Origin of the sequence: Massilia sp. HP4 (assembly GCF_005222695.1) — a bacterium.
Taxonomy (GTDB): Bacteria; Pseudomonadota; Gammaproteobacteria; order Burkholderiales; family Burkholderiaceae_D; genus Telluria.
This window is the reverse complement of record NZ_STGG01000010.1, coordinates 38,687-59,533: the sequence shown is the minus strand read 5'-3', so window position 1 is coordinate 59,533 and position 20,847 is coordinate 38,687. Positions and strand designations below refer to the sequence as shown.

17 protein-coding genes are annotated in these 20,847 nt (G+C 66.7%); 7 read left to right on the top strand and 10 right to left on the bottom strand.

The window, feature by feature from the left end; translation table 11 throughout:
* Positions 1-55: 55 nt before the first annotated feature.
* The 9 genes from E8M83_RS02910 to E8M83_RS02870 form a co-directional block, all read right to left on the bottom strand.
* Positions 56-1,213, bottom strand: a complete 1,158-nt coding sequence (locus tag E8M83_RS02910; protein ID WP_137171889.1) for a glycosyltransferase family 4 protein — start codon at positions 1,211-1,213, stop codon at positions 56-58.
* The gene (locus E8M83_RS02905) at positions 1,119-2,504 is read right to left on the bottom strand and encodes a hypothetical protein (RefSeq protein ID WP_206077421.1); all 1,386 of its coding nucleotides are present in this window, start codon (positions 2,502-2,504) and stop codon (positions 1,119-1,121) included. Before E8M83_RS02905 ends, E8M83_RS02910 begins: the two co-directional genes overlap by 95 nt.
* A complete protein-coding gene (locus E8M83_RS02900; protein ID WP_137171888.1) occupies positions 2,501-3,748 on the bottom strand; it encodes a lipopolysaccharide biosynthesis protein in 1,248 nt (415 codons plus the stop codon). The genes E8M83_RS02905 and E8M83_RS02900 overlap by 4 nt, the downstream gene beginning before the upstream one ends.
* Positions 3,745-4,923, bottom strand: a complete 1,179-nt coding sequence (locus tag E8M83_RS02895; protein ID WP_229491399.1) for a DegT/DnrJ/EryC1/StrS aminotransferase family protein — start codon at positions 4,921-4,923, stop codon at positions 3,745-3,747. The genes E8M83_RS02900 and E8M83_RS02895 overlap by 4 nt, the downstream gene beginning before the upstream one ends.
* 3 nt (positions 4,924-4,926) lie before the next feature.
* Positions 4,927-5,565, bottom strand: a complete 639-nt coding sequence (locus E8M83_RS02890; RefSeq protein ID WP_170976670.1) for an acyltransferase — start codon at positions 5,563-5,565, stop codon at positions 4,927-4,929.
* 2 nt (positions 5,566-5,567) lie between these two features.
* Entirely contained in the window at positions 5,568-6,629 is a 1,062-nt protein-coding gene (locus tag E8M83_RS02885; RefSeq protein WP_137171887.1) for a Gfo/Idh/MocA family protein, read from the bottom strand.
* Positions 6,630-6,747: 118 nt separating this feature from the next.
* Positions 6,748-8,076, bottom strand: a complete 1,329-nt coding sequence (locus E8M83_RS02880) for a nucleotide sugar dehydrogenase (protein WP_137171886.1) — start codon at positions 8,074-8,076, stop codon at positions 6,748-6,750.
* Positions 8,077-8,175: 99 nt separating this feature from the next.
* Complete coding sequence (locus E8M83_RS02875; RefSeq protein ID WP_229491398.1) at positions 8,176-10,191, bottom strand: nucleoside-diphosphate sugar epimerase/dehydratase; 2,016 nt, start codon at positions 10,189-10,191, stop codon at positions 8,176-8,178.
* 416 nt (positions 10,192-10,607) lie between these two features.
* Positions 10,608-11,570 carry an N-acetylmuramoyl-L-alanine amidase-like domain-containing protein gene (locus E8M83_RS02870; RefSeq protein WP_137171884.1) on the bottom strand — a complete coding sequence of 321 codons (963 nt, stop codon included), beginning with the start codon at positions 11,568-11,570 and terminating at the stop codon, positions 10,608-10,610.
* 227 nt (positions 11,571-11,797) lie between these two features.
* Here E8M83_RS02870 and E8M83_RS02865 point away from each other — a divergent pair, with 227 nt between their 5' ends.
* The 7 genes from E8M83_RS02865 to E8M83_RS02845 all read left to right on the top strand — a co-directional run bounded on the left by E8M83_RS02865 (position 11,798) and on the right by E8M83_RS02845 (position 18,582).
* The gene (locus tag E8M83_RS02865) at positions 11,798-14,797 is read left to right on the top strand and encodes a TonB-dependent receptor (protein ID WP_229491397.1); all 3,000 of its coding nucleotides are present in this window, start codon (positions 11,798-11,800) and stop codon (positions 14,795-14,797) included.
* A 300-nt stretch (positions 14,798-15,097) separates the two neighbouring features.
* Positions 15,098-15,259: a hypothetical protein gene (locus E8M83_RS25855; protein ID WP_170976669.1), complete on the top strand. Its 162-nt coding sequence runs from the start codon at positions 15,098-15,100 to the stop codon at positions 15,257-15,259.
* A gap of 68 nt (positions 15,260-15,327) precedes the next feature.
* On the top strand, positions 15,328-15,504 hold the full coding sequence (locus E8M83_RS25850) for a hypothetical protein (protein ID WP_170976668.1): 177 nt from the start codon (positions 15,328-15,330) through the stop codon (positions 15,502-15,504).
* A gap of 192 nt (positions 15,505-15,696) precedes the next feature.
* Positions 15,697-16,074, top strand: coding sequence for a LiaI-LiaF-like domain-containing protein (locus tag E8M83_RS02860; protein WP_137171883.1), 378 nt, complete (start codon positions 15,697-15,699; stop codon positions 16,072-16,074).
* On the top strand, positions 16,064-16,780 hold the full coding sequence (locus E8M83_RS02855) for a LiaI-LiaF-like domain-containing protein (RefSeq protein ID WP_137171882.1): 717 nt from the start codon (positions 16,064-16,066) through the stop codon (positions 16,778-16,780). The genes E8M83_RS02860 and E8M83_RS02855 overlap by 11 nt, the downstream gene beginning before the upstream one ends.
* Positions 16,780-17,850, top strand: coding sequence for a sensor histidine kinase (locus E8M83_RS02850; protein ID WP_137171881.1), 1,071 nt, complete (start codon positions 16,780-16,782; stop codon positions 17,848-17,850). Before E8M83_RS02855 ends, E8M83_RS02850 begins: the two co-directional genes overlap by 1 nt.
* 3 nt (positions 17,851-17,853) lie before the next feature.
* Positions 17,854-18,582 carry a LytTR family DNA-binding domain-containing protein gene (locus E8M83_RS02845; RefSeq protein WP_137171880.1) on the top strand — a complete coding sequence of 243 codons (729 nt, stop codon included), beginning with the start codon at positions 17,854-17,856 and terminating at the stop codon, positions 18,580-18,582.
* On the opposite strand, the gene E8M83_RS02840 is transcribed toward E8M83_RS02845, so the two are convergent.
* Positions 18,574-20,844, bottom strand: coding sequence for an ATP-dependent DNA helicase (locus tag E8M83_RS02840; protein WP_137171879.1), 2,271 nt, complete (start codon positions 20,842-20,844; stop codon positions 18,574-18,576). The two genes, E8M83_RS02845 and E8M83_RS02840, sit on opposite strands and share 9 nt — an antisense overlap.
* Positions 20,845-20,847 lie beyond the last annotated feature (3 nt).

Here is a 20,847-nt window from a genome sequence, read left to right as displayed (position 1 = left end):
GATGTGCGCACTCGGTGCGTGAATTCATTTTTGCAATTTGATTTGTTTTCATTTGCTAGGTCAGTGCCAGCCGGTGCGCCAATGGATGACGGGTAATGTCGGCATAAAACCGCAGCAGTTTTTGCGCTTCGTTGTTCCAGTTATAGGTCTGCTCGATCGCGCGCCGGCCATTGGCGCCCATGCGCTGCGCGAGCGCGGCGTCCTGGGCCAGGCGGTCGATGGCGGCGGCGATGGCCGCCGGGTCTTGCGGGTCGACGCACAGGCCACAGTCGCTGGCCTCGACGATGGCGCGCCAGCGCGGAAAATCCGAGGCGATCACGGGGATGCCGGCCGCCATGTATTCGAACATCTTGACCGGCAAGGCATCGCGGTAGCTCGCGGTCGGCAGCAGGGTAACCAGGCCGGCAAAGGCACTCCCCATCACGCGGCTCACGCCGGCCCGGTCGAGGTGGCCGAGCGCGCGGATGCGGGGCCAGCCCGCCAACTGCGCTACCTCGCGTTCGAGCGCCGGGTCGGCGAAGCCCCCGGCCAGGGCCAGCCCGGCCCGGCTGCGCAGCAGGGCGCAGGCTTGCACCATCTCGCGGATGCCGCGGATCGCCGAGATGCTGCCCACGTAGCACACCTCGGTGCGTGCCGCCCAGCTGCTGTCGGGCGAGAATTCCTCGGGCAGCGGAAAGTTGGCGACATCGACCGCGCGCGGATTGCAGTGCGCGAGCCGCTCGCGGATGTGGGCGGTGGCGGCCAGCAGGCCGTCGAGGCGGGCACATGCATGACGCTCGTAGCGCGCGTACAGCTGCGCCAGCAGGCGCGCGGCGCGCGGCGCCAGGTAGGGCTTGTCGAGCAGCTGGGTCGGCACGTCTTCGTGGGCATCGAATACCACCCGCATGCCGGCCCGCCGCAGGCGCAGGCCGGCGGGCAGCAGCTCGGGGTCGTGCAGCTGGTAGGCGTCGGCGTCCAGCGACAGCGCCTGCGCGGCGACGCGGCGCGTGGTCCACAGCATGCGCCCGAGCCGCCCGGGCAAGACGCCGGGCTTGCGTTCGCCGCGCGGACTGGCGTCAATGATCCGGACGCCGTCGCGCAGTTCGTCGCCGAGGCCGTCGGCTACCACCAGGAATACCTCATGACCGTGGCTGGCCAGGGTGCGGCACTGCTTGACGAAGATCCTGGTGTCGTAGCGCGGATGCGCCGAGGTCAGGTGGACGATACGCGGCATGTTTCCTCTCATGGGCATAGCGGCTGCAGGCGCCGAGGGTGGCGCTGAGCAGCATGTCGGTGAAGTAATGTGAAGACAGCAGCAACAACACGGTGACGCAGGCGAAGGCGAAGGCCAGCAAAAAGAGCGGACGCTGGCGTGCAGCAAAATATTCGTGGAAGAACATCGGCGTGATCGGGACGATGGCGAGCGCCGCCACGTAGGCCATGCCGAACAGGCCCAGGTCGACCCAGGCCGACAAGACATTGTGCGAGTAGTGGCCGGGCTTGTAGCTGCCATAGTCGCCCAGGATGGGATGGGCGGCGATCGATTGCATCGCGTGCACGGTCAGTTGCTGGCGCTTGTTGGCCGAGGTCGAGTGCGACAGGTCGAACAGCTCGAGGATGCGGTTCGAGGGCAGGGAGGCCAGGATCTGGTCGAGGTACAGGCCGAGGGTGGTGGCGATGCAGACGCCGGCCAGCACGAAGTACAGCTTATGGCGCGAGTAATAGAACTCGATCAGGGGAATGGCGAACAGCAGGGCCACGAACTCGCTGCGCGCGGTATTGACGAACAGGGTGGCCGCGCCCAGCGCATGCAGCCCCAGGCGCAGCGGCAGGCTGCGCGTGAAGGCCGCCACCGCAAGGTAGGTAAACAGGTAGGAGCGCGAAAAGCCCTGGTAGGTGGCGAGCGCATTGGCATCCTTGGCGATGCCGAGCGCGCCGAGGTAGAACACGCCGTCGACCGAGTATGAAAACACGATGGTCGACATCCCGGCCAGGCTGAGCAGCCCGACGGCACGGAAGCGCCGGCTGTCGAAGTCGATGAAGCAGAACTGGATGTAGACCAGCACCATGAACAGGATGGCGAGCAGGTGGTAGACCACGATGGCGCGGTTGGCGCCGGCCGCGGCATTGACCACGACCACGCCGACGAAATAGGCGAAGAAGACGCCGTAATGGACGTCGACCAGGGTCATGCGGCGAGCGTCACGCCGCATGCGCCCGAGATAGACCAGGCACATCGGGCCTGCGAAGGCCAGCGCCACCGGCGCGAAGTAGCCGCCCAGGAAGGCGCCCGTGGTGCCGGTGCCGAGCAGCGTGTGATAGAAGAAAAAGCCCGGGAACAGCATGAAGAAGCAGGCGATCATCAGCCATTGCTCGCGCCGGGCGCGCGCCGCGCCATGGGGGCGGCCGGGATTGGCCTGCGCCAGGGCCCAGGCGTCGGGCCCGGGGGTTGACATAGGAGCGGACATGGGCGCCGAAGACGGCGCGGGCGGCCGTTCCGGCGGTGGCGTGGACAGGGTCGTCATGCGGTCGCCAGCCCGTTGCGCGAGCAGTTCCAGGACATGTGCAGGTAGACCAGGTAGAGGCAGGAATAACCGATCACGTACCACAGCACGTTCTCGTGCACGCTGCCCGGCAATAAAAAGGCCCCGAGCGTGGTCGCGAACAATGTCACTTGCCACAGCAGGTCGGCTTTCTGGCGGCCGGCGACGAAGAACACATAGCTGAGCGGGCTGGCGACGAAGTTCAGCAGGAATAGCGGCGCCATCAGCTGGGCCAGCTCGCCGGCCTCGCGCCATGAGGCGCCGAACACGGTCGCGAACAGGGTTGGCGCGAACGCCATCAGGAGCAGCGCCGGGCCGATGCCCATCACCAGCAGCGCCTTGAAGGTGTGGCGGTAGGTGCGGCTGCAATTGCCGTGCTCGCGGAACTCGAGCACGGATTCGCGCTTGAAGACTTCGAGCACCGAGGCCGCCAGCAGCGAGACCGGCGCCGACAGCACGCGCTGGGTCAGCGCATACAGGCCGGCGGCCAGGGCGCCGTGGCGCATGCCGATCAGGAATAGCGGCAATTGGCTGACGGCGCCGTTGAGCAGGTTCGATGGCAGCGAATAGCGCCAGAAGGCCTGGTGGCGCCGCAGGTAGGCGCGCTGCTCGGCATCCGGCAGCCAGCGGATCGGCGCGCGCGGCGGACGCAGCAGGCGGCGCACACACAGGTAGCCGGCCAGCAGGCCGCACAGGTGGCCGGCGATCAGGCCGGACCCACCCAGGCCGGAATACAGCAGGGTGAGCTGGGTGAAAACGATGACGGCGGCGGTCACCACCTTGGCGCGCGCCGCCTTGCCGAAGGCATTGTGCGAGGTGGCGTAGGCGAGCGTGGTCTGCATGCAGGCAGTGAGCCAGGCGCCGGCGCCGATGGTGAGCAGGGCCGCCCACGGTAGGTGCAGGGCCGGCGCGAAGCCGGCCAGCCGTGCCGCCGCGGCCAGCAAGGTCAGCAGCAGGGCGGCGATGGTGGCGCTGTAGAACACGACCCGGAAACAGGTGCGCTGGTGGGCTTCTTCGTGGTCGAGGATCATGGCCGCCTCCATGCGCAGCGTGGCGCCGATCGCCGACAGCGCGATCACGCCGAGCCAGACGCTGTAGGCGCCCATCTCTTGCGGCGTGCACGTGCGCGTCAGTAGCGGCGCCGCCAGCAGCGGCAGGGCCTGGGCGCCGAGCGCGCCACCGAGGACGGTGGCGACGTGGCGCCAGAATGGCGGCAGTTGCTTCATGAAGTGGCGACCGGGGTGGACGGGGTTGTCGCGGCCGGTGCCGGCCTTGCCATCGGCGTCGACAGCGGCTGCCCGCCATCGGCGCCCGGGCGGCAGGCGTCGAGCAGCGCCATGGCCACCCGCTGCGCGCTGGCGCTATCGAGGAACGGACCCATCGGCAGGCTCAGGACGCGCCGGGCCAGGCCTTCGGCGACCGGATAGGCATCGCCGGACGCCAGGTGGGCATAGGCGGCCTGGCGATGGATCGGCACCGGATAATGGACGGCGGTCGGGATGCCGGCCGCGGACAGCCGCCCGCGCACCCGCGCGCGCTCGTCGACCAGTACCGTGTACTGGGCATGGACGCTGCTGCGGTCGTTGCGCACGGCGAGCACGGGGAGTTGGCGGCGCAGCAGCGCGTCATAGTCGGCGGCGGCGCGCTGGCGCTGTTCGATTTCCCAGTCGAAGCGCTCCAGCTTGGCCAGCACCACCGCGCATTGCAGGGTATCCATGCGCCCGCCCACGCCCACCCGGGTATGCACGTAGCGGTGCGACTGGCCGTGGACGCGGATCTCGCGCATCGCCTGGGCCAGGACGTCGTCGTCGGTGAACAGGGCGCCGCCGTCGCCATAGCAGCCGAGGGGTTTGCTCGGAAAGAAGCTGGTGCAGCCGATCGTCGACAGGTGGCAGCTCTGGCGGCCGCGGTAGGTGGCGCCGAAGCTTTGGGCGGCGTCTTCGATGACGGCGATGCCATAGGGCTCGGCGAGGGCGTTGAGGGCGTCCATGTCGGCCGGCTGGCCATATAGCGAGACCGGGAGGATGGCGCGGGTGCGGGGCGTGATGCGCTCGGCGACCAGGCGCGCATCGAGATTGCCGGTGGCGGGCTCGACGTCGGCGAACACCGGGGTGGCCCCGACCAGCATCACGGCCTCGGCGGCGGCGATGAAGGAAAACGGGGTGGTGATCACTTCGTCGCCGGCCTTGATGCCGAGGGCCATCAGGGCGATGACGAGCGCCTCGGTGCCGGACGACACGGTGATGCAGTGGCGCGCGCCGGTGCGCGCCGCCAGGCGCGCCTCGAGCTCGCCGACCTCGGGGCCCAGGATGTACTGGCCGTGGTCGAGGACGGCCTGGATGCGGCCGTCGATCAGCGTGCGCGAGGCGAGATACTGCGATTTGAGGTCGATGAATTCCATGGCTTAGCCTCGTGCGGTGCTGGTGCTGGTGCTGTTGATGTTGCCGGGATCGATGCCGAACGGCGAGTCGGCGGGGCGGCAGGCGCCGTCTTGCAGGATGTAGGGTTCGCCGGTATGGGGACAGCGCGCTTCGCCGTTGCCGGTGAGGGGCAGGGCAAGGCGGTCGCCGGTACGGCTGATCCAGCCGATCTGGCGCGCCGGTACGCCTGCCACCAGCGCATGCGGCGCGACATCGCGGTTGACCACGGCCCCGGCGGCAACAAAGGCGTATTGCCCGATCGTCACCCCGCACACCACGGTGGCATTGGCGCCGATGGTGGCGCCGCGGCGTACCAGGGTGCGCCGGTATTCGTGCTTGCGCGGCACTGCGGCGCGCGGGTTGTAGACATTGGTGAACACCATGCTGGGGCCGCAGAAGACCTCGTCCTCGAGCGTCACGGCATCGTAGATCGAGACATTGTTCTGGATCTTGACCTGGTTGCCGATGTGTACGTCGTTGCCGACAAAGACGTTCTGGCCCAGCGAGCAGGCGGCGCCGATGCGGGCGCCGGCGCAGACATGGGCGAAGTGCCAGACATGGGTGTCGTCGCCGAGCTGGGCGCCGCGGTCGACGATGGCGCTGGAATGGATGATGACGGCCATGGTCAATACTCCAGCGGCAGGGCGACGCGGCGGCCGTCGCGCGCCGAGCGGTAGGCGGCGACCAGCACCTCGAGCGATTTCAGGCCTTCGCGGCCGTCGGTCTCGGGTTCGGCTTCGCCGCGCAACACCCGGATCACATTGTCGTAGTAGAGCGGGTGGCCGAAGCCGTAGACCGAGGTGGTCTGGTAGCTGGCATCCGGCACCAGCGCGTCGTCGGGGTCGGCTTGCGCAAACTCCCATTGCTGGACCTCGTTGACGGCGACGCCGCCGATGCGCGCGCTGCCGTGCTCGCCCAGGATGGTGATCGAGCCCTCGAGGTTGCGCGGCCAGGTCAGCATGGTGACGTTCATCGAGCCCAGTGCGCCATTGCGCCAGCGCAGGCTCATCACGCCGGTGTCCTCGACCTCGATGTCGCGCGCCAGGGTGGCGGTATAGGCTTGCAGGCTCTCGATGGGGCCGACGATCCATTCGAGCAGGTCGACGTAGTGGCTGGCCTGGTTCATGAAGGCGCCGCCGTCGAATTCCCAGGTGCCGCGCCAGTCGGCGCTGCGGTAATACTCTTCTGGCCGGCTCCAGAACACATTGAGGTTGACCATATAGATGCGGCCGAAGCGTTTTTTTTCGACCGCGCGCTTGAGCAGCTGCAGCGTGGCGTTGCGGCGGTTCTGCTTGACCACGAACAGCCGCACGCCGGCCTCGTCGGCGGCGGCGACCATGCGCTTGCCGTCTTCCCAGCGCGTGGCCATGGGTTTTTCGGTGATGACGTGGCGGCCGGCCCGGGCGATGCGCACCGCCTGGCCCGGATGCAGGCCGGACGGGGTGGCGAGCACGAAGGCGTCGGCATCGAGCTCGGCCAGCATGCGGTCGAGGCTGGCGTAGGGACGGGCGCCGGTGCTGCCGGCCGCTTCTTCGCGGGCGCGCGGGTCGATGTCGCAGACGCCGGCCAGTTCGCAGCGGTCTGCGTGCTCGCGCATGGCGTTCATGTGGTTGCGGGCGATGCGGCCGCAGCCGACCAGGGCGAACCGGATCTTGCGGTCGAGGATGGGAGGGGGGTAATGGCGCATGCGGGCTCCGGGCGTGACGGTGGGCTTCGATAAGTCGGGCGTGGATGAGTCTGGCTGGGCGACTGGGTGTCGTCGATTCGCTGTCGTCGATGCGGCGTGGGCGATCGGGGCTGGCCGTTCAGGCCTGCACCACGTTCGGCAGCCGGTTCGGGTACACCCCGCGCGTATCGACGATCAGGTTTGCATACTGGCGCACCAGGTCGTAGTCGAAGGCGCTGTGGCTGGTGGCCAGCAGTACGACGTCATAGGACGCGAGCGACGAAGGCGTGAGCGGCACGCTGGACAGTTCGAAGCGGTGTTCACGCATGCGCGGGAAGACCGGCACGTGCGGATCGGAGTAGTCGACCGCGGCGCCGCGCGCGCGCAGCAGCTCCATCAAGGCCACCGACGGCGATTCGCGCATGTCTTCGACATCCTTTTTGTAGGCAATGCCCAGCACCAGGATGCGGCTGCCCATCACCGCGCGCCCGCGCTCGTTGAGCGCGTCGGCCACCTTGCCGATCACCCAGCCCGGCATATCGCTGTTGATCTCGCCGGCCAGTTCGATGAAGCGGGTGTGCAGGCCATACTGGCGCGCCTTCCAGGTGAGGTAGAACGGGTCGATCGGGATGCAGTGGCCGCCCAGGCCTGGGCCCGGATAATAGGGCGTGAATCCGAACGGCTTGGTGGCGGCGGCGCGGATCACCTCGTGGATGTCGATGCCCATGCGGTCGGCGATGATCTTCATTTCGTTGACCAGGCCGATATTGACGGCGCGGTGGATGTTTTCGAGCAGCTTGGTCAGTTCGGCCGCGCGGGTCGAGCTGACCGGCACCACGGTGTCGATCGCGGAGCGGTACAGGGCCAGGCCGGCTTCCAGGCAGGCATTGGTCGAGCCGCCGCATACCTTGGGGATGGTGCGGGTATGGAAATCGGGATTTCCCGGGTCTTCGCGCTCGGGCGAGAACACGAGGAACACGTCCTGGCCCACGCGCAGGCCGCGCGACTCCAGGCGCGGGCGCAGTTCTTCTTCGGTGGTGCCGGGATAGGTGGTGCTTTCGAGCGACAGCAGCTGGCCGGGCCGCATATACGGCAGCAGCGAATCGACGGTGCCGGTGACGAAGGACAGGTCGGGCTCGCGGTAGGCGGTGAGCGGGGTGGGAACGCAGATCACCAGGGCGTCGGCCTCGCTCGTGCGCGCGAAATCGGTGCTGGCGACGAAGCCGGCGGCGCGCGCCGCCTCGATCGCCGGGGCGCCGATGTGCGCGATATAGCTGGCGCCGCGATTCAGGCGCGCGACCTTGTCGGCATCGACGTCGATCCCGAGGACGCGGAAACCTTCGGCGGCATAGCGTAGCGCCAGCGGCAGGCCGACATAGCCGAGGCCGATGATGCCGATCACGGCGTGGCGGTCGCGCAGCCGGGCCAGCAGCTGCTCCAGGTGAACTGATTGGTTCTCGTCTCGCATGGGTTTCCTCGACAGTTACGATATGACAGTGACGGTTTGACGGTGCTGGCAATGCTGTTAGTGCTGTTAGTGCTGACAGGTGCGGCGGCGATCGCCTCCCTAGATCCGGAACGGCACGAATTTGCGGATGAGGCCCGCCGGCGCCGGCTCCTCGACCGGCGCCGGCGGCAGCGGCACCGGCGTCGACGGCATGTATTCGGACACGATGGCCTTGACCATCGACTCGATGGGGCCGCGCTCGTGGGTCTCGCAGGCCATCATCAGGCAGGTGATGCAGGTTTCGAGCACGCTGGGACGCAGCGCGCTTTCTTTCATGCGCATGATGCGCGGATGCTCGCTGGGGAAGACGGTGCCGTCTGTCAACAACTCCTCGTGCAATTTCTCGCCGGGGAATAGCCCGACGAACTGGATCTCGATGTCGCCGCCCGGCTGCTGGGGTGTGCGCTCGGTGAGGCCGTGCATGGCGATCATGGTGCGCGCCAGGTCGAGGATGCGCACCGGCTCGCCCATGTCGAGCACGAACACGTCGCCCCCCTTGGCCATGGCGCCGGCCTGGATCACCAGTTGCGCCGCCTCGGGGATGAGCATGAAATAGCGGGAAACTTCAGGGTGGGTGATCGTGACCGGCCCGCCGCGCGTGATCTGGCGCTGGAACAGGGGAATCACCGAACCCGAGGAACCCAGCACATTGCCGAAACGGACCATGCAGAAGGTGGTGCCGGCGCCATTGCCGGTACTGCCGGGGGCGTAGTTGCCGGCTCCCTTGCCACCGCCGTTGCCACCACTGTTGCCACCTCGCTTGCCGGCACCGCCGCCCGCGCGCGCCGCTGCCGCCTGGAAGATCAGCTCGGCAATGCGCTTGCTGGCGCCCATGATGTTGGTGGGCCGCACCGCCTTGTCGCTGGAAATCAGCACGCAGGTCTGCACCCCATGGCGCGCGGCGCCAGCGGCGATGATCTGGGCCCCCAGCACATTGTTGCGCAAGCCCTCGACGATATTGGTCTCGACCAGCGGCACGTGCTTGTAGGCGGCCGCGTGATAGATAGTGTCGATGCCGCCGGCGGCCAGCACGCGCTCGACCAGGTCGGCATTGCAGACCGAACCCAGGTGGGCGTGGATGGGCAGGTCGGGGAAGCGCGCCGCCAGCTCTTGCCGGATCGTGTACAGCGCGTATTCGGAATGGTCGATCAGGTGCAGGCGCGCCGGGCTCAGCGTGACGATCTGGCGGCACAGCTCGCTGCCGATGGAGCCGCCGGCGCCCGTCACCAGCACGCCCTTGCCGCGCACGCAGCGCGCGAACAGGTCGAGCCGCGGCGGCACCGGCGGCCGGCCGAGCAGGTCTTCGAACTTGATCTCGCGGATGGCGTCGCGCAAGGCGGCCTTGTCGTGGGCCTTGTCGTCGGCCAGGTCGACCAGCCGGGTAAGGATTTTGGTGGGCACGCCGGCCTGGCCCAGGCGCTGCATCAGCTCGCGCAAGCGCTCTGGCGCGGCGGCGGGCAGGGCGATGACGATGGTGCGGATGCCGAGCGCGGCGCCGAGTTCGACCAGGCGCGAGGTGTGGAACACGCGCAGGCCGGCCACGGTGCGGTCGTTCAGCGCGCGCTTGTCGTCGAAGAAGCACAGCGGACGATAGTCGTCGCCGTCGCGCATGGTCTGGGCCAGCCGGGCGCCGGCCTCGCCGGCGCCATAGATCGCGACCGCCAGGGAATTGCCGGCCCAGGGACCGCGCTTGCTGCGCAGCAGCTTACGCACGCCAATGCGCGACATGACGACATAGGAAAAGGCGATAAACCAATATATTGCCAATGCGCTGCGCGGAAATCGCGCTTCATTGAGAATGACCAGGGTCAAATAGGCGCACAATACGGCAATTGCCAATGCCAGGCCGGTGAGGGTGAGCAGGCGATGGTCGATAAAGCGAATGACGGCCCGGTATAAATCGGAAAGCCAGAAAGCCGCTATCGTGAGTACGGCTACCAGTAAATAAGAGCCTGGGCCAAATTGTTTTGCCAATTGTAAATCGCCACCGCGCAATATCATTGCGATTAAAAAACACGCCGGAAGCGCAACCAGGTCGACCACGACGGCCAGGCCGACCTTTGCGGTGCGATGCATGGACACGATGCTTGCGCAAAGCTGGCTGGATAGGCTATGGCGTTGAATTGACATGGCAATCGGCTTCTCGCTGAAAGAGAACGACGTGCTGCTGCATTTAAAATAATGGTTTACTGCACGGCCAGTTGTTCGCATAAACTGGTGCGTCCGGTGAATTGCCCTCGTCTTTATAAGTTTATTATCTGTTCCCGATTGAATGGCAGGCTTGAGATCACTCAACAGCGATCGGGGATATAATGCATGAACTGCGAAGTTGAAGTTCATAAGTGAAAATAAGAAATAACCCCGGATAATAATTTCCAGTGGCTATTTATTTGGGGGGATTTAATCCAGCAAAAGGCGGGGCAGCAATATCGGCTGCTGGGAATGGCATGAATAAACGTTCCGGCCCGGCAGGCCGGAACGCCGTGCAGGCATCAGGGCGCGCGCTGGCCCGGACGCGGTTGCGGCGCCATCGGCGGCACCGTCACCTCCTCGTTCAGGCGCAGGAACTTGAAGCCGGCCAGGGCCTGGCCCGGCTTTCCCGCGCGCGCATTGCGCGCCTGGCGCTCGAGCGTGCGCCCGATATACGATTCGAAGGTTTCCTCGCGCACCTTTGGCTCGGCCGAGTGCAGGAAGTGGCGCTCGCCGTTCGGCCCCAGCACCACCAGGCCGACGTGCGAGGCCCAGTACTCGCCGTCGCGGGTCGAGATCACGTTGACGAAATCGCCCTCTTGCAACTGGCTGGCGATGGCTGCCACCTGTTCCGTTGGCACATAAGCCTGGCGGCTGGTTTCTACCGGAATGTCGCGCACCGTGTTGTGGCGGGTGCGCAGGAAGCGCGCGCGGTCGACCTTCATCTCGTAGGAAGGGCCACCGGCGCCGGCCAGTTCGGCACTGACGTCGGTCAGCAGCCAGCGATTGGCCACGTTCCAGTCCATCTCGGTGTAGTGATTGCGCGTGGCCACGCCGATCACACCGTCGTTGTAGCGGATCCGCTGCAGCATCCAGAAGAACTCTTCCCACGAGCCGGACAGGGCCATCGCATAGGTGTGCTCGGCGAACACGACGCAATCGCTCTGCTCCAGGCTATATAAAGGCAGGCTGTCGTGCAGTTCGTAGGGGAACTCGCCCAGCAGGTGCAGCGAGTAGGGCTGGCCGATGTTCTGGCGCCCGATCGCGGCGATGCGCTTGCGCAGGTCGGGCTGCGCGCCCTGCATGTGGGCGATGTACTGGCCGGCTTCGAACGGCGTCATCTGGTAGACCTGTTTTTGCAGCAGGACCGGCAGCGGGGTCGGCGCGGGCGGGGCACCGGGGAGGGACTTGGTGGCGGGCGCGGTCGCGCACCCGGTCAGGACGGCGCTGGCAAGCAGCAGGCAGGCAAGGCGCATGGCGTTCATCAATGTGGGGAAAAAACGTCACGCTAATCTGGTGCGCCCGGCTTGGGTAATGAAATTTCTTCACCCGGCCATAACCCCCGCAAGGCGCCGATTATGTACATTCCTTCAAGTTATATAGAAGCGATCACAAGTGATTATTCACGAGCGTGATGGATCATGAATACTCCGAGCATGGCAGCCTTCAGTCTGTCTTAAGCAATAACGATAGCACTAATCCCAGGAGAGAGATGATGTTCAAGCAGAAGCCGCTGGCAGCGGCCGTATCGATGGCAGTCTGGAGCCTTGCAGCCCTGCCGGCCATGGCCCAGGACGTACCCGTCGACACCCCGATGCAGACCGTGGAGGTGACCGGTATCCGCGCCTCGATGGCCAAGTCGCTGGCGGTAAAGCGCGATGCCTCGGCCAACGTCGAGGTGATTACCGCCGAAGACGTGGGCAAGATGCCGGACAAGAACCTGGCCGACTCCCTGCAGCGCCTGGCCGGCGTGGCCGTGCGCACCGACTACGACGAGGCCGAGAAGGTCTCGATGCGCGGCACCAACCCGGACATGTCGCTGATCGTCTTCAACGGCCACACCGTCAGCAGCGCCGACTGGTATGTCGCCGACCAGGCCTCGAGCTCGCGCTCGACCAGCCTGTCGCTGATGCCGTCGCACGTGCTGAACCAGGCCGTGGTCTACAAGACCTCGCAGGCCAACATCATCGATGGCGGCCTGGCCGGCACCATCAACGTCACCACCAGGAAGCCCCTGCAGCAGAAAGAGCGCTTCTCGGGCGTGGTCAGCGTCGGCGCCAGCTACGCCGACCTGCCGGGCCGCTACGCGCCGGACATGAACGGCTCGGTCACCTGGAAGAACGAGGAAGGCACCTTCGGCGTGCTGGCCTCGCTGTTCTCGGAAAAGCGCTACGTGCGGCGCGACTCGGTGTCGCGCTTCGCCTACGGCACCAATAGCGGCTGGGACGTGATCAACACCGCGACCATGCTGGGCATTACCGACGAATCGCTGGCCGGCACCGGCCTGAAGGCCTCGGACCTGAACGGCGTGCGCCTGCCGGGCTCGATGAGCTCGGAATTCGTGGAGTCGGTGCGCGACCGCAAGGGCGGCATGCTGTCGCTGCAGTTCAAGCCGAACCGCGACCTGGACGTCAGCCTCACCGGCTTCCACTCGTCGATGGACGCCGACAACCATGGCCGCCTGACCTCGAGCGCGATCTACTCCATGCTGCTCGGTAAGAACCATCCGCTCGGTTCGACCGCCGCCGCCGCCATCAACACCGACTCGAAGGGCCAGCGTGTCTACGCCCAGATCCGCAACCCGGTGATCGCCAACGAGACCACGGTCTACGGCCATCCGCTCAAGGTGCTCAAGGCCGCCGACATCGTGTTCCCGGACGGGACCAGCCCGCAATACGTCGGCAACTCGGAGGGCTTCTTCCGCGAAGGCGCCAAGGCCGAGAGCTCCTTCCTCGACCTCGACGCCAAGTACCGCGTCAACGACGACCTGACCGTCAAGACCCTGCTGTCGAGCACCCGCGGCGTCGGCTCGACCGAACTCGACCAGGGCCTGACCCTGGCCCGTTACGGCACCGGCATCTCGTATGCGCTGGGCGGCCTGCACGATGCGCCATATGTCCAGTACCACGGCGCCGGCGCCAACCAGCCGGGCATCAATGCCGATGGCAGTGGTTACCGCGTGGTCGACCGCGCCGCCTCGGGCGTGCGTACCGTCGACAAGGAATGGAGCGCCCAGTTCGACGCCGAATACCGCGTCGACCGTGGCATCTTCCAGTCGATCGAGAGCGGCGTGCGCTTCTCGGACCACGAGCGCACCAGCGGCCGCCGCGGCCCGGCCTTCCGCGCCAACCTGACCGCGCCCGGCACCGGCGCACTGGTTGGCAACCCAGTGACCCCGACCACCGGCTGGCAGCCGTATCCCGGCGACTTTGGCGATGGCCTGGATGGCAACGGCTGGGACAACACCGGCTTCACCTATACCAAGGACGGCACCAAGGAGTACATCAACGGCGCCACCAAGGAAACCTCCGACGCGTGGGAACGCCGCGTCAGTTCCGAGATCGACATGAAGGAGCGCCAGAGCGCCGCCTATGCGATGGCCAACCTGGAAGGCGAGCGCTGGTCGGGCAACCTCGGCCTGCGCTTCGTGCGCACCGAAGTCAAGGCCAATATCGCGACCCCGATCCCGACCGGCGCCTGCGACCGTTCGGCGCCGGGCCAGCCGGCCACCGTCTGCGCCGGCTATCCGGGCGCAATCACCGATGCCGGCGACGCCACGCCGATCCCGGATGGCCAGCCCTTCGATCCGAAGGCCGGCACCATGTACTACAAGGTGCCGACCAAGCGCACCTTCGACAACTGGCTGCCAAGCTTTAACCTGCGCTATGAGCTCAATCGCGACATGATCGCGCGCTTCGGCGCCAGCCGCACCATCGGGCGCCAGAACTACAACCTGCTGGGCAGCGGCTTCGGCGCCCCGACCTGCGACGCCAACGGCTGCCGCGTGACCGGTCCGAACCCCGACCTCGAGCCGCTCACCTCGGACAATATCGACCTCGCCTGGTCGTGGTACTTCGCACCACGCTCGCTGGTTGGCGTGTCGGTGTTCCACTCCAAGATCGACGGCTACGTGAAGACCGGCGCCACCGGCTCCTCGACGGTCGACCTGGTCGACCCGCGCGACAACACGGTCAAGAGCTTCGCGATCAACAGCTCCTCGCAGCAGGGCGCCAAGATCCACGGCATCGAGGTGCAGTACGAGCAGCCGTTCGGCGCTACCGGCTTCGGCTTCACCTCGAATGTCAGCCGCGCCAAGACCCGCGTGGACGACGGACGTCCGATGGTCGGTGCTTCAGAATGGGCCGGCAACCTGGGCCTGTACTACGAGGACGACAAGATCTCGTCGCGCCTGGTGGCCAACTACCGCGGCGAATACGTGAACAGCACCACGGCGCCGTCGCCGACCGCGAACAGCCAGGGCCTGTCGGTGATCAACGGCGTGGCCATGCCGACCGCGCCGACCTATGCCGATGCGGTCACCACGCTGGCCTTCTCGGCCAGCTACAACCTGGCCAAGAACCTGGTGCTCACGTTCGACGCGACCAACCTGACCAATGCCAAGCGCGCCCAGTATCGCTACAGCGAGGAAGAGCAGCAAAAGCTGGACGTCAGCGGCCGCCAGTACTACCTGAACCTGAAGTACAAGTTCTGATCGCCGCCATGGCGTGACACGAAGGGGAGCTGCGGCTTCCCTTTTTTCATATGCGCCGCTGTCATATGCGTGTCACCTGGCCTGCTCGGCAGTATTGACGCGCGCAGTGTGCGTCACCTAACGGTGCAACTGCCCCGGTTTCGATAAGATGCACTTGTCTGAGTGAGGAAACGCGCGATTCGCATCGCTGCCATCCGAAACCTCAACAGGTTAGCCGGTCGCCTCGAGGATCGGCACCACATTCAGGGCCGCTGCCGCCAGCAGTCAAGGCGGCGGCCCGCAACGGAAGCGGAGGTCGTCATGTCCGATGTCAAGCATCCACCCAAGCACCTGGTGCGCGCCTATCTCGAGCGTCGTTCGCGCGACCCGAAACCGCCGCCGACGCCGGAAGAAATCCGGCGCCAGCTTGGCTGGGAAATGCTGATGCCGGCCGACCTCAAGATGGGCAGCAACCGTTCCTGACCGTTACCATGATTTCCGCGCCGACGTCCTGAGAGGACGCGGCGCCCAGCCCACCACAGGAGACATCCATGACCAGCAAGATCGGCAGCAAACACATCGCCCAGCACCGCGGCAAGAAGGAGCGCCTCGAGATCAAGCGCACCAACGTCGCGCGCGAAGCCGTGCGCCAGCTTGAAGCCCGCGCCAAGTACCGCAACCAGCCGAAAGGCCAGGCGCAGCGCGAACAGGCCCAGACGGCCGCCTGAACCACCCCCACGCTGTACACGGCCCGCCTGCGAGGCGGGCTTTTTTACGTCCATTCGCCGCGCGCGAACGCCGCCCGCCGAATCGTTCGCCATTCGCCGCCCTCTACCCGCCGTTCACCGAATACCGCTATCGCGGTTGCCATCGCCCTTGTTATCGTGTATCCAGTTCGATAACAACCGGAGCCAAGAAAAATGAATACCGAAGATGCCTATCGCTGGCGCAAGCAGGTGGTCTGGGGCCTGCTCCTGATCGTCATTGGCGCCATCGTGCTGCTCGATCGCCTGTACTACATCGATGCCCAGGACTACTGGCATTACGCGCCGTTGCTGCTGGTCGTGGTCGGCATCAACCAGACCATCGGCTACCCGAGCCCGAAGGAATTCGGCAACGGCTTGTGGACCGTGTTCACCGGCCTGTGGCTGTTTGCCGTGTTCGAGAATGCCTTCGGCCTCACTTTCCGCAACAGCTGGCCGCTGTTCATCCTGATGTGGGGCGTCAAGCTGGTGCTCGATCCCTTCATCGCACGCCGCTTCGCCAACAACCGCCAGGAGAACCGCCATGAAAAATGATCCGCATCCGAAAAGCGCGACCAGCCAGGTGGTGCTCGGCCTGCTCGTGATCGCGATGGGCCTCCTGTTCCTGCTCGATAACCTGGGCTTCGTCGACATGCACCGCGCCTTCTCGTTCTGGCCGATGTTGTTCGTCATCGTCGGCACCGTCAAGCTGTGCGATACCCGGACCCAGGGCGGCACCCTGCTGGGGGGCGGCCTGGTCGGCATCGGCATCCTGTTGATGCTGGACCGGATGGACATCATCGACTTCAGCTGGCGTACCATCTGGCCGCTGGTCCTGATCGGCCTGGGCGGCTTTTTGGTGGCGAAGGCGGTGCGCAGCAAGCGCGCGGTCGAGCATGGCGTGGCGATGGCCGACGGCGTCGCCGTCGGCGCCGGCGAGGTAGTGGACGTCACCGCCATCCTGGGCGCCTACGAGCGCCGCGTCACCACCCAGGATTTCCGCGGCGGCGAGATCACGGCGGTGATGGGCGGCTGCGAACTCGATATGCGCGGCGCCTCGATCCGGGGCGAGGCGGTGATCAATGTGTTCGCCTTCTGGGGCGGCGTCACCATCAAGTGTCCGCCCGACTGGGACGTCGTCCTGCAGGGCACGCCGATCCTGGGCGGCTTCGAAGAGAAGACCATCGCGCCGCCAGATAGCAGCAAGCGCCTGGTCATCCGCGGCTACGCGATCATGGGTGGCGTGGAAATCCGCAACTGATGGGCGGCGGCTTCTGGGCGCGGCGCAGCGCCGCGCTATACCTCGCGGCCTGGCTGATGCTGGGGCTGATGCTGGCCGGCCTGCTGGATGCGACCAGCGGCGCCGGCCTGGCGGCCAGCCTGCTGTTCGCGCTGCCGCTGGTGCTGGTCTACGCCGCCGTGTGCGGCTTCTCGGCGTATTACCTGTGCCGCGCCTATCCGCTGGGGAGAAAGCCCATGCCGGCGGTGCTGGGGGTGTTCTTCCTCACCGCCGTGTTTGCGGCCCTGCTGTGGTGCGCGGCGGCGTCCGGCTGGGCGGCGTGGTGGCAGTGGCTGGCGCCGCAAAGCCAGGGGCAGGGCGTCGTCATGTCACGGGCGTTGACGGCGGTGATGTTCGGCGTCGGCGTGCTGCTGTACGGGATGACGGCCTGCGGCCACTACCTGGCGCTGGAGTTCGAGCGTGCGCGCGGCCTCGAGCGGCGCGAGCTCGAACTGAAGCTCCTGGCCCAGGACGCCGAGCTGCGCATGCTGCGCACCCAGATCGATCCGCACTTCCTGTTCAACAGCCTCAACTCGATCAGCGCCCTGACCGCGATCGATGCCGGCGCGGCGCGCGACATGACCTTGCAGCTGGCGGGCTTCTTTCGCCATACGCTGGGGCTGGAAGCGCACCGCAAGGTGACGCTGGGGGCCGAGGTGGAACTGGTCGAGCGCTTCCTGGCGATCGAACGGGTGCGCTTCGGCCCGCGCCTGGGTTTCGAGCGCCAGGTGAGCGCGGATGCAGAGGCCTGCCTGTTGCCGCCGATGATCCTGCAGCCGCTGGTCGAGAACGCGGTCAAGCACGGCATCGGCCAACTGCTCGAAGGCGGCGTGGTGCGGGTGCGGGCCGAGCGCGCCGGTTCGCAGCTCAGGCTGCGGGTGGAAAACGACGTCGATCCGGAAGCGACGACGAAGGTGGGGGGCGGCATCGGCCTGGCCAATGTGCGCGAGCGCCTGCTGGCGGCATACGGGATCGAAGCGAGCGTGCATGCGACACGCGTTGACAATACCTTTCGGGTGGACCTGGTGCTGCCCGCGGATACAGGAGAGTAAGGGATGCGAACCCTGATCGTGGACGACGAACACCTGGCGCGCGCGCTGCTGCGCGAATACCTGGCGGCGCACCCGGATGTCGAGATCGTGGGCGAGTGCGCCAACGGTTTCGAGGCGGTGAAGGCGATCGCCGAACATGCACCGGATCTGGTCTTGCTGGACATCCAGATGCCCAAGCTGGACGGCTTCGAGGTAGTGGAGCTGGCCGGCAGCAAGCCGCACTATGTCTTCGCCACCGCCTATGACCAGTTCGCGCTGCGCGCCTTCGAGGTGCATGCGGTCGACTACCTGCTCAAGCCGTTTTCGCGCGAGCGCCTGGCCGAGGCGCTAGCCCAGGTGCGCCTGCGCGCGCCGCAGCCGGCCCGGATCGAGGCGGTGGTAAAGGAGGCGCAGGCGCGCCAGCAGCCGCTCGAGCGCATCCTGATCCGCGACGGCGCCCGCGTGCACGTGGTCGCCGTTGGCAGCATCGATTATATCGAGGCCCAGGACGACTATGTGCAGGTCTGCGCCGGCGGCAAGGCCTACCTGAAGCACCAGCGCCTGTCGGAACTCGAAGCGCAGCTCGATGGCGCCGTGTTCGTGCGCATCCACCGCTCGTATATCGTCAATGTCGGCGCGGTCGAGCGCATCGAGCCGGTCAGCAAGGATAATCATTGCGCGGTGCTCAAGGGCGGAGCGAAGCTTCCCATCAGCCGCAGCGGTTACCAGAAGGTGCGCGAACTCTTAACGTGAATTTTGCCGCGATTCGAGTTCCCACCAGGCTGGCATCAGGGCCCGGATGCCAGGCTGGGCGAAGCGGTCGTCGATCAGCCACACCACGCCGCGATCCTGCTCGGTGCGGATCACGCGGCCGGCCGCCTGCACCACCTTTTGGATGCCCGGATACAGATAGGTGTAGTCGTAGCCTGCGCCGAACAAGTCCTGCATCCGCTCGCGCAACTGCTCGTTGACGGGATTGACCTGGGGCAGGCCGAGGGTGGCCACGAAGGCGCCGATCAGGCGCTCGCCCGGCAGGTCGACGCCTTCGCCGAAGGCGCCGCCCAGCACGGCGAAGCCGACGCCCGCGCCGCCAATGGCGAAGCGGTCGATGAAGCCTTGCCGTTCGTGCTCGCTCATGCGCCGTTCCTGGCGCCAGGCCGGAATGCCCGGGTCCAGCCGCGCCAGCGCCTGCGCCACCTGGTCGAGATAATCGAAGCTGCTGAAGAAGGCCAGGTAGTTGCCGGGCCGTTCGCGGTACTGGCGCGCGATCAGTTCGGCGATCGGCTGCACCGAGGCGGCGCGCCGCTGGTAGCGGGTCGAAATCCCATGCGCGACATGGACCTCGAGCTGGCTGGCGCGAAACGGCGACTCGACCTCGATCCAGGCCGTGTCTTCCGGCATGCCGAGCGTATCGAGGCAGTAATGCCAGGGACCGAGCGTGGCCGAGAACAGGGTGCTCGAATGCGTGGCCGCAAAGCGCGGGCCGAGGAAGGGCCCCGGCACCACATTGCGGATGCAGATGGTCGAATCGCGCAGGGTGGGGCGGTCGGCGTCGCGCTGGAGGTCGCACAGCGAGTGCGGCCCGAACGATTCTGCCAGGCGCACGAACTGCATCGCGCCAAAGTAAAAGCGCTGCAGGTCGGGCTCGAGCGGGCCGGGGAAGGCGGCCAGGTGTTCGTTGATGGCGCTACCTGCTTCCTGCAGCGTGTCGACCAGCCTGGACGGGATCTTTTCCAATAGCTGGTACGGCGCCGGCGCCGTCTTGTCGACCGCGGTCCAGGCGCGGCCGACGCGCTCCAATGCCTTCTTGATGGCCGGCGGCGCAGCGGCGCGCGCCAGGCGCAGCTGTTCGCGATCGAGTTCGGTGCTGTACATCGAGCGCGCGCGGCCGACCAGGTTGTGGGCCTCGTCGACCAGTACGCTGGTCTTCCAGCCGTTGTTCAGCGCGAGCGCGTACAGCATGGCGCTGCCGTCGAAATAATAATTGTAGTCGCCGACGATCATGTCGGCCCAGCGTGCCATCTCGGTGCCCAGGTAGTAGGGGCAGACCTCATGTGCCAGCGCGACTTCGCGCAGCGCGTCGCGGTCCAGCACCGGCACCGCGGCCGCGGCCACGCGCGCGGCCGGCAGGCGGTCGTAGAAGCCGCGCGCCAGCGGACAGGATTCGCCATGGCACTCCTTGTCGGGATGCTCGCAGGCCTTGTCGCGCGCGGTCAGTTCCAGCACCCGCAGCGGCGCCTGGCTGGCCGCGCATAAGGTCGCGGCGCCATCGAGCGCCAGGCGCCGGCCCGGCGTCTTGGCGGCCAGGAAGAATACCTTGTCCAGCTTCTCGCGCGGCATGGCCTTGAGCACCGGGAACAGGCTGCCCACGGTCTTGCCGATGCCGGTCGGGGCCTGGGCCAGCAGGCAGCGTCCGCTGGCGTTGGCGCGGTAGATGCCCTCGGCGAGCTGGCGCTGGCCGGGACGAAAGTCGGCGTGCGGGAAGCGCAATTCGCCAAGGGCGGCGTCGCGCGCCGCGCGGTGGGCCGCTTCGCTGGCGGCCCAGTGCGAAAAGCGTTCGCACAGCTGCTCGAAGTGCGCGCGCAGCCAGGCACTGTCGCGGGTCTCGCGCAGCACGGTTTCTACGCCGCTGACGATGTCGTAGTAGACCAGCGCCAGCTTGACCGCGTCCATGCCCTGCTCCTGGCACATCAGGTGGCCGTAGACGCGCAGCTGGGCCCAGTGCAGGTGGCGGTGGTTGTCGGGAATGGCGTCGACACGGCCGCGATGGGTCTTGACCTCTTCGATCAGGTTTTCATTGGCGTCGTAGCCGTCGGCGCGGCCGCGCACATGCAGCTCGTTCCACTGGCCCGACAGCGCGACCTCGCTGCGGTAGCCGTCGCCGCGGCGGCCGGCCACCACGGCGTGGCCGGCGATGCCTTCCTGGGCGCTGGGAGAGGGAGTAAAGCGCAGGTCGAGGTCACCCTGCTTGGCGGTGAACTCGCACAGGGCACGTACGGCGATGGTGTAGCTCACGTG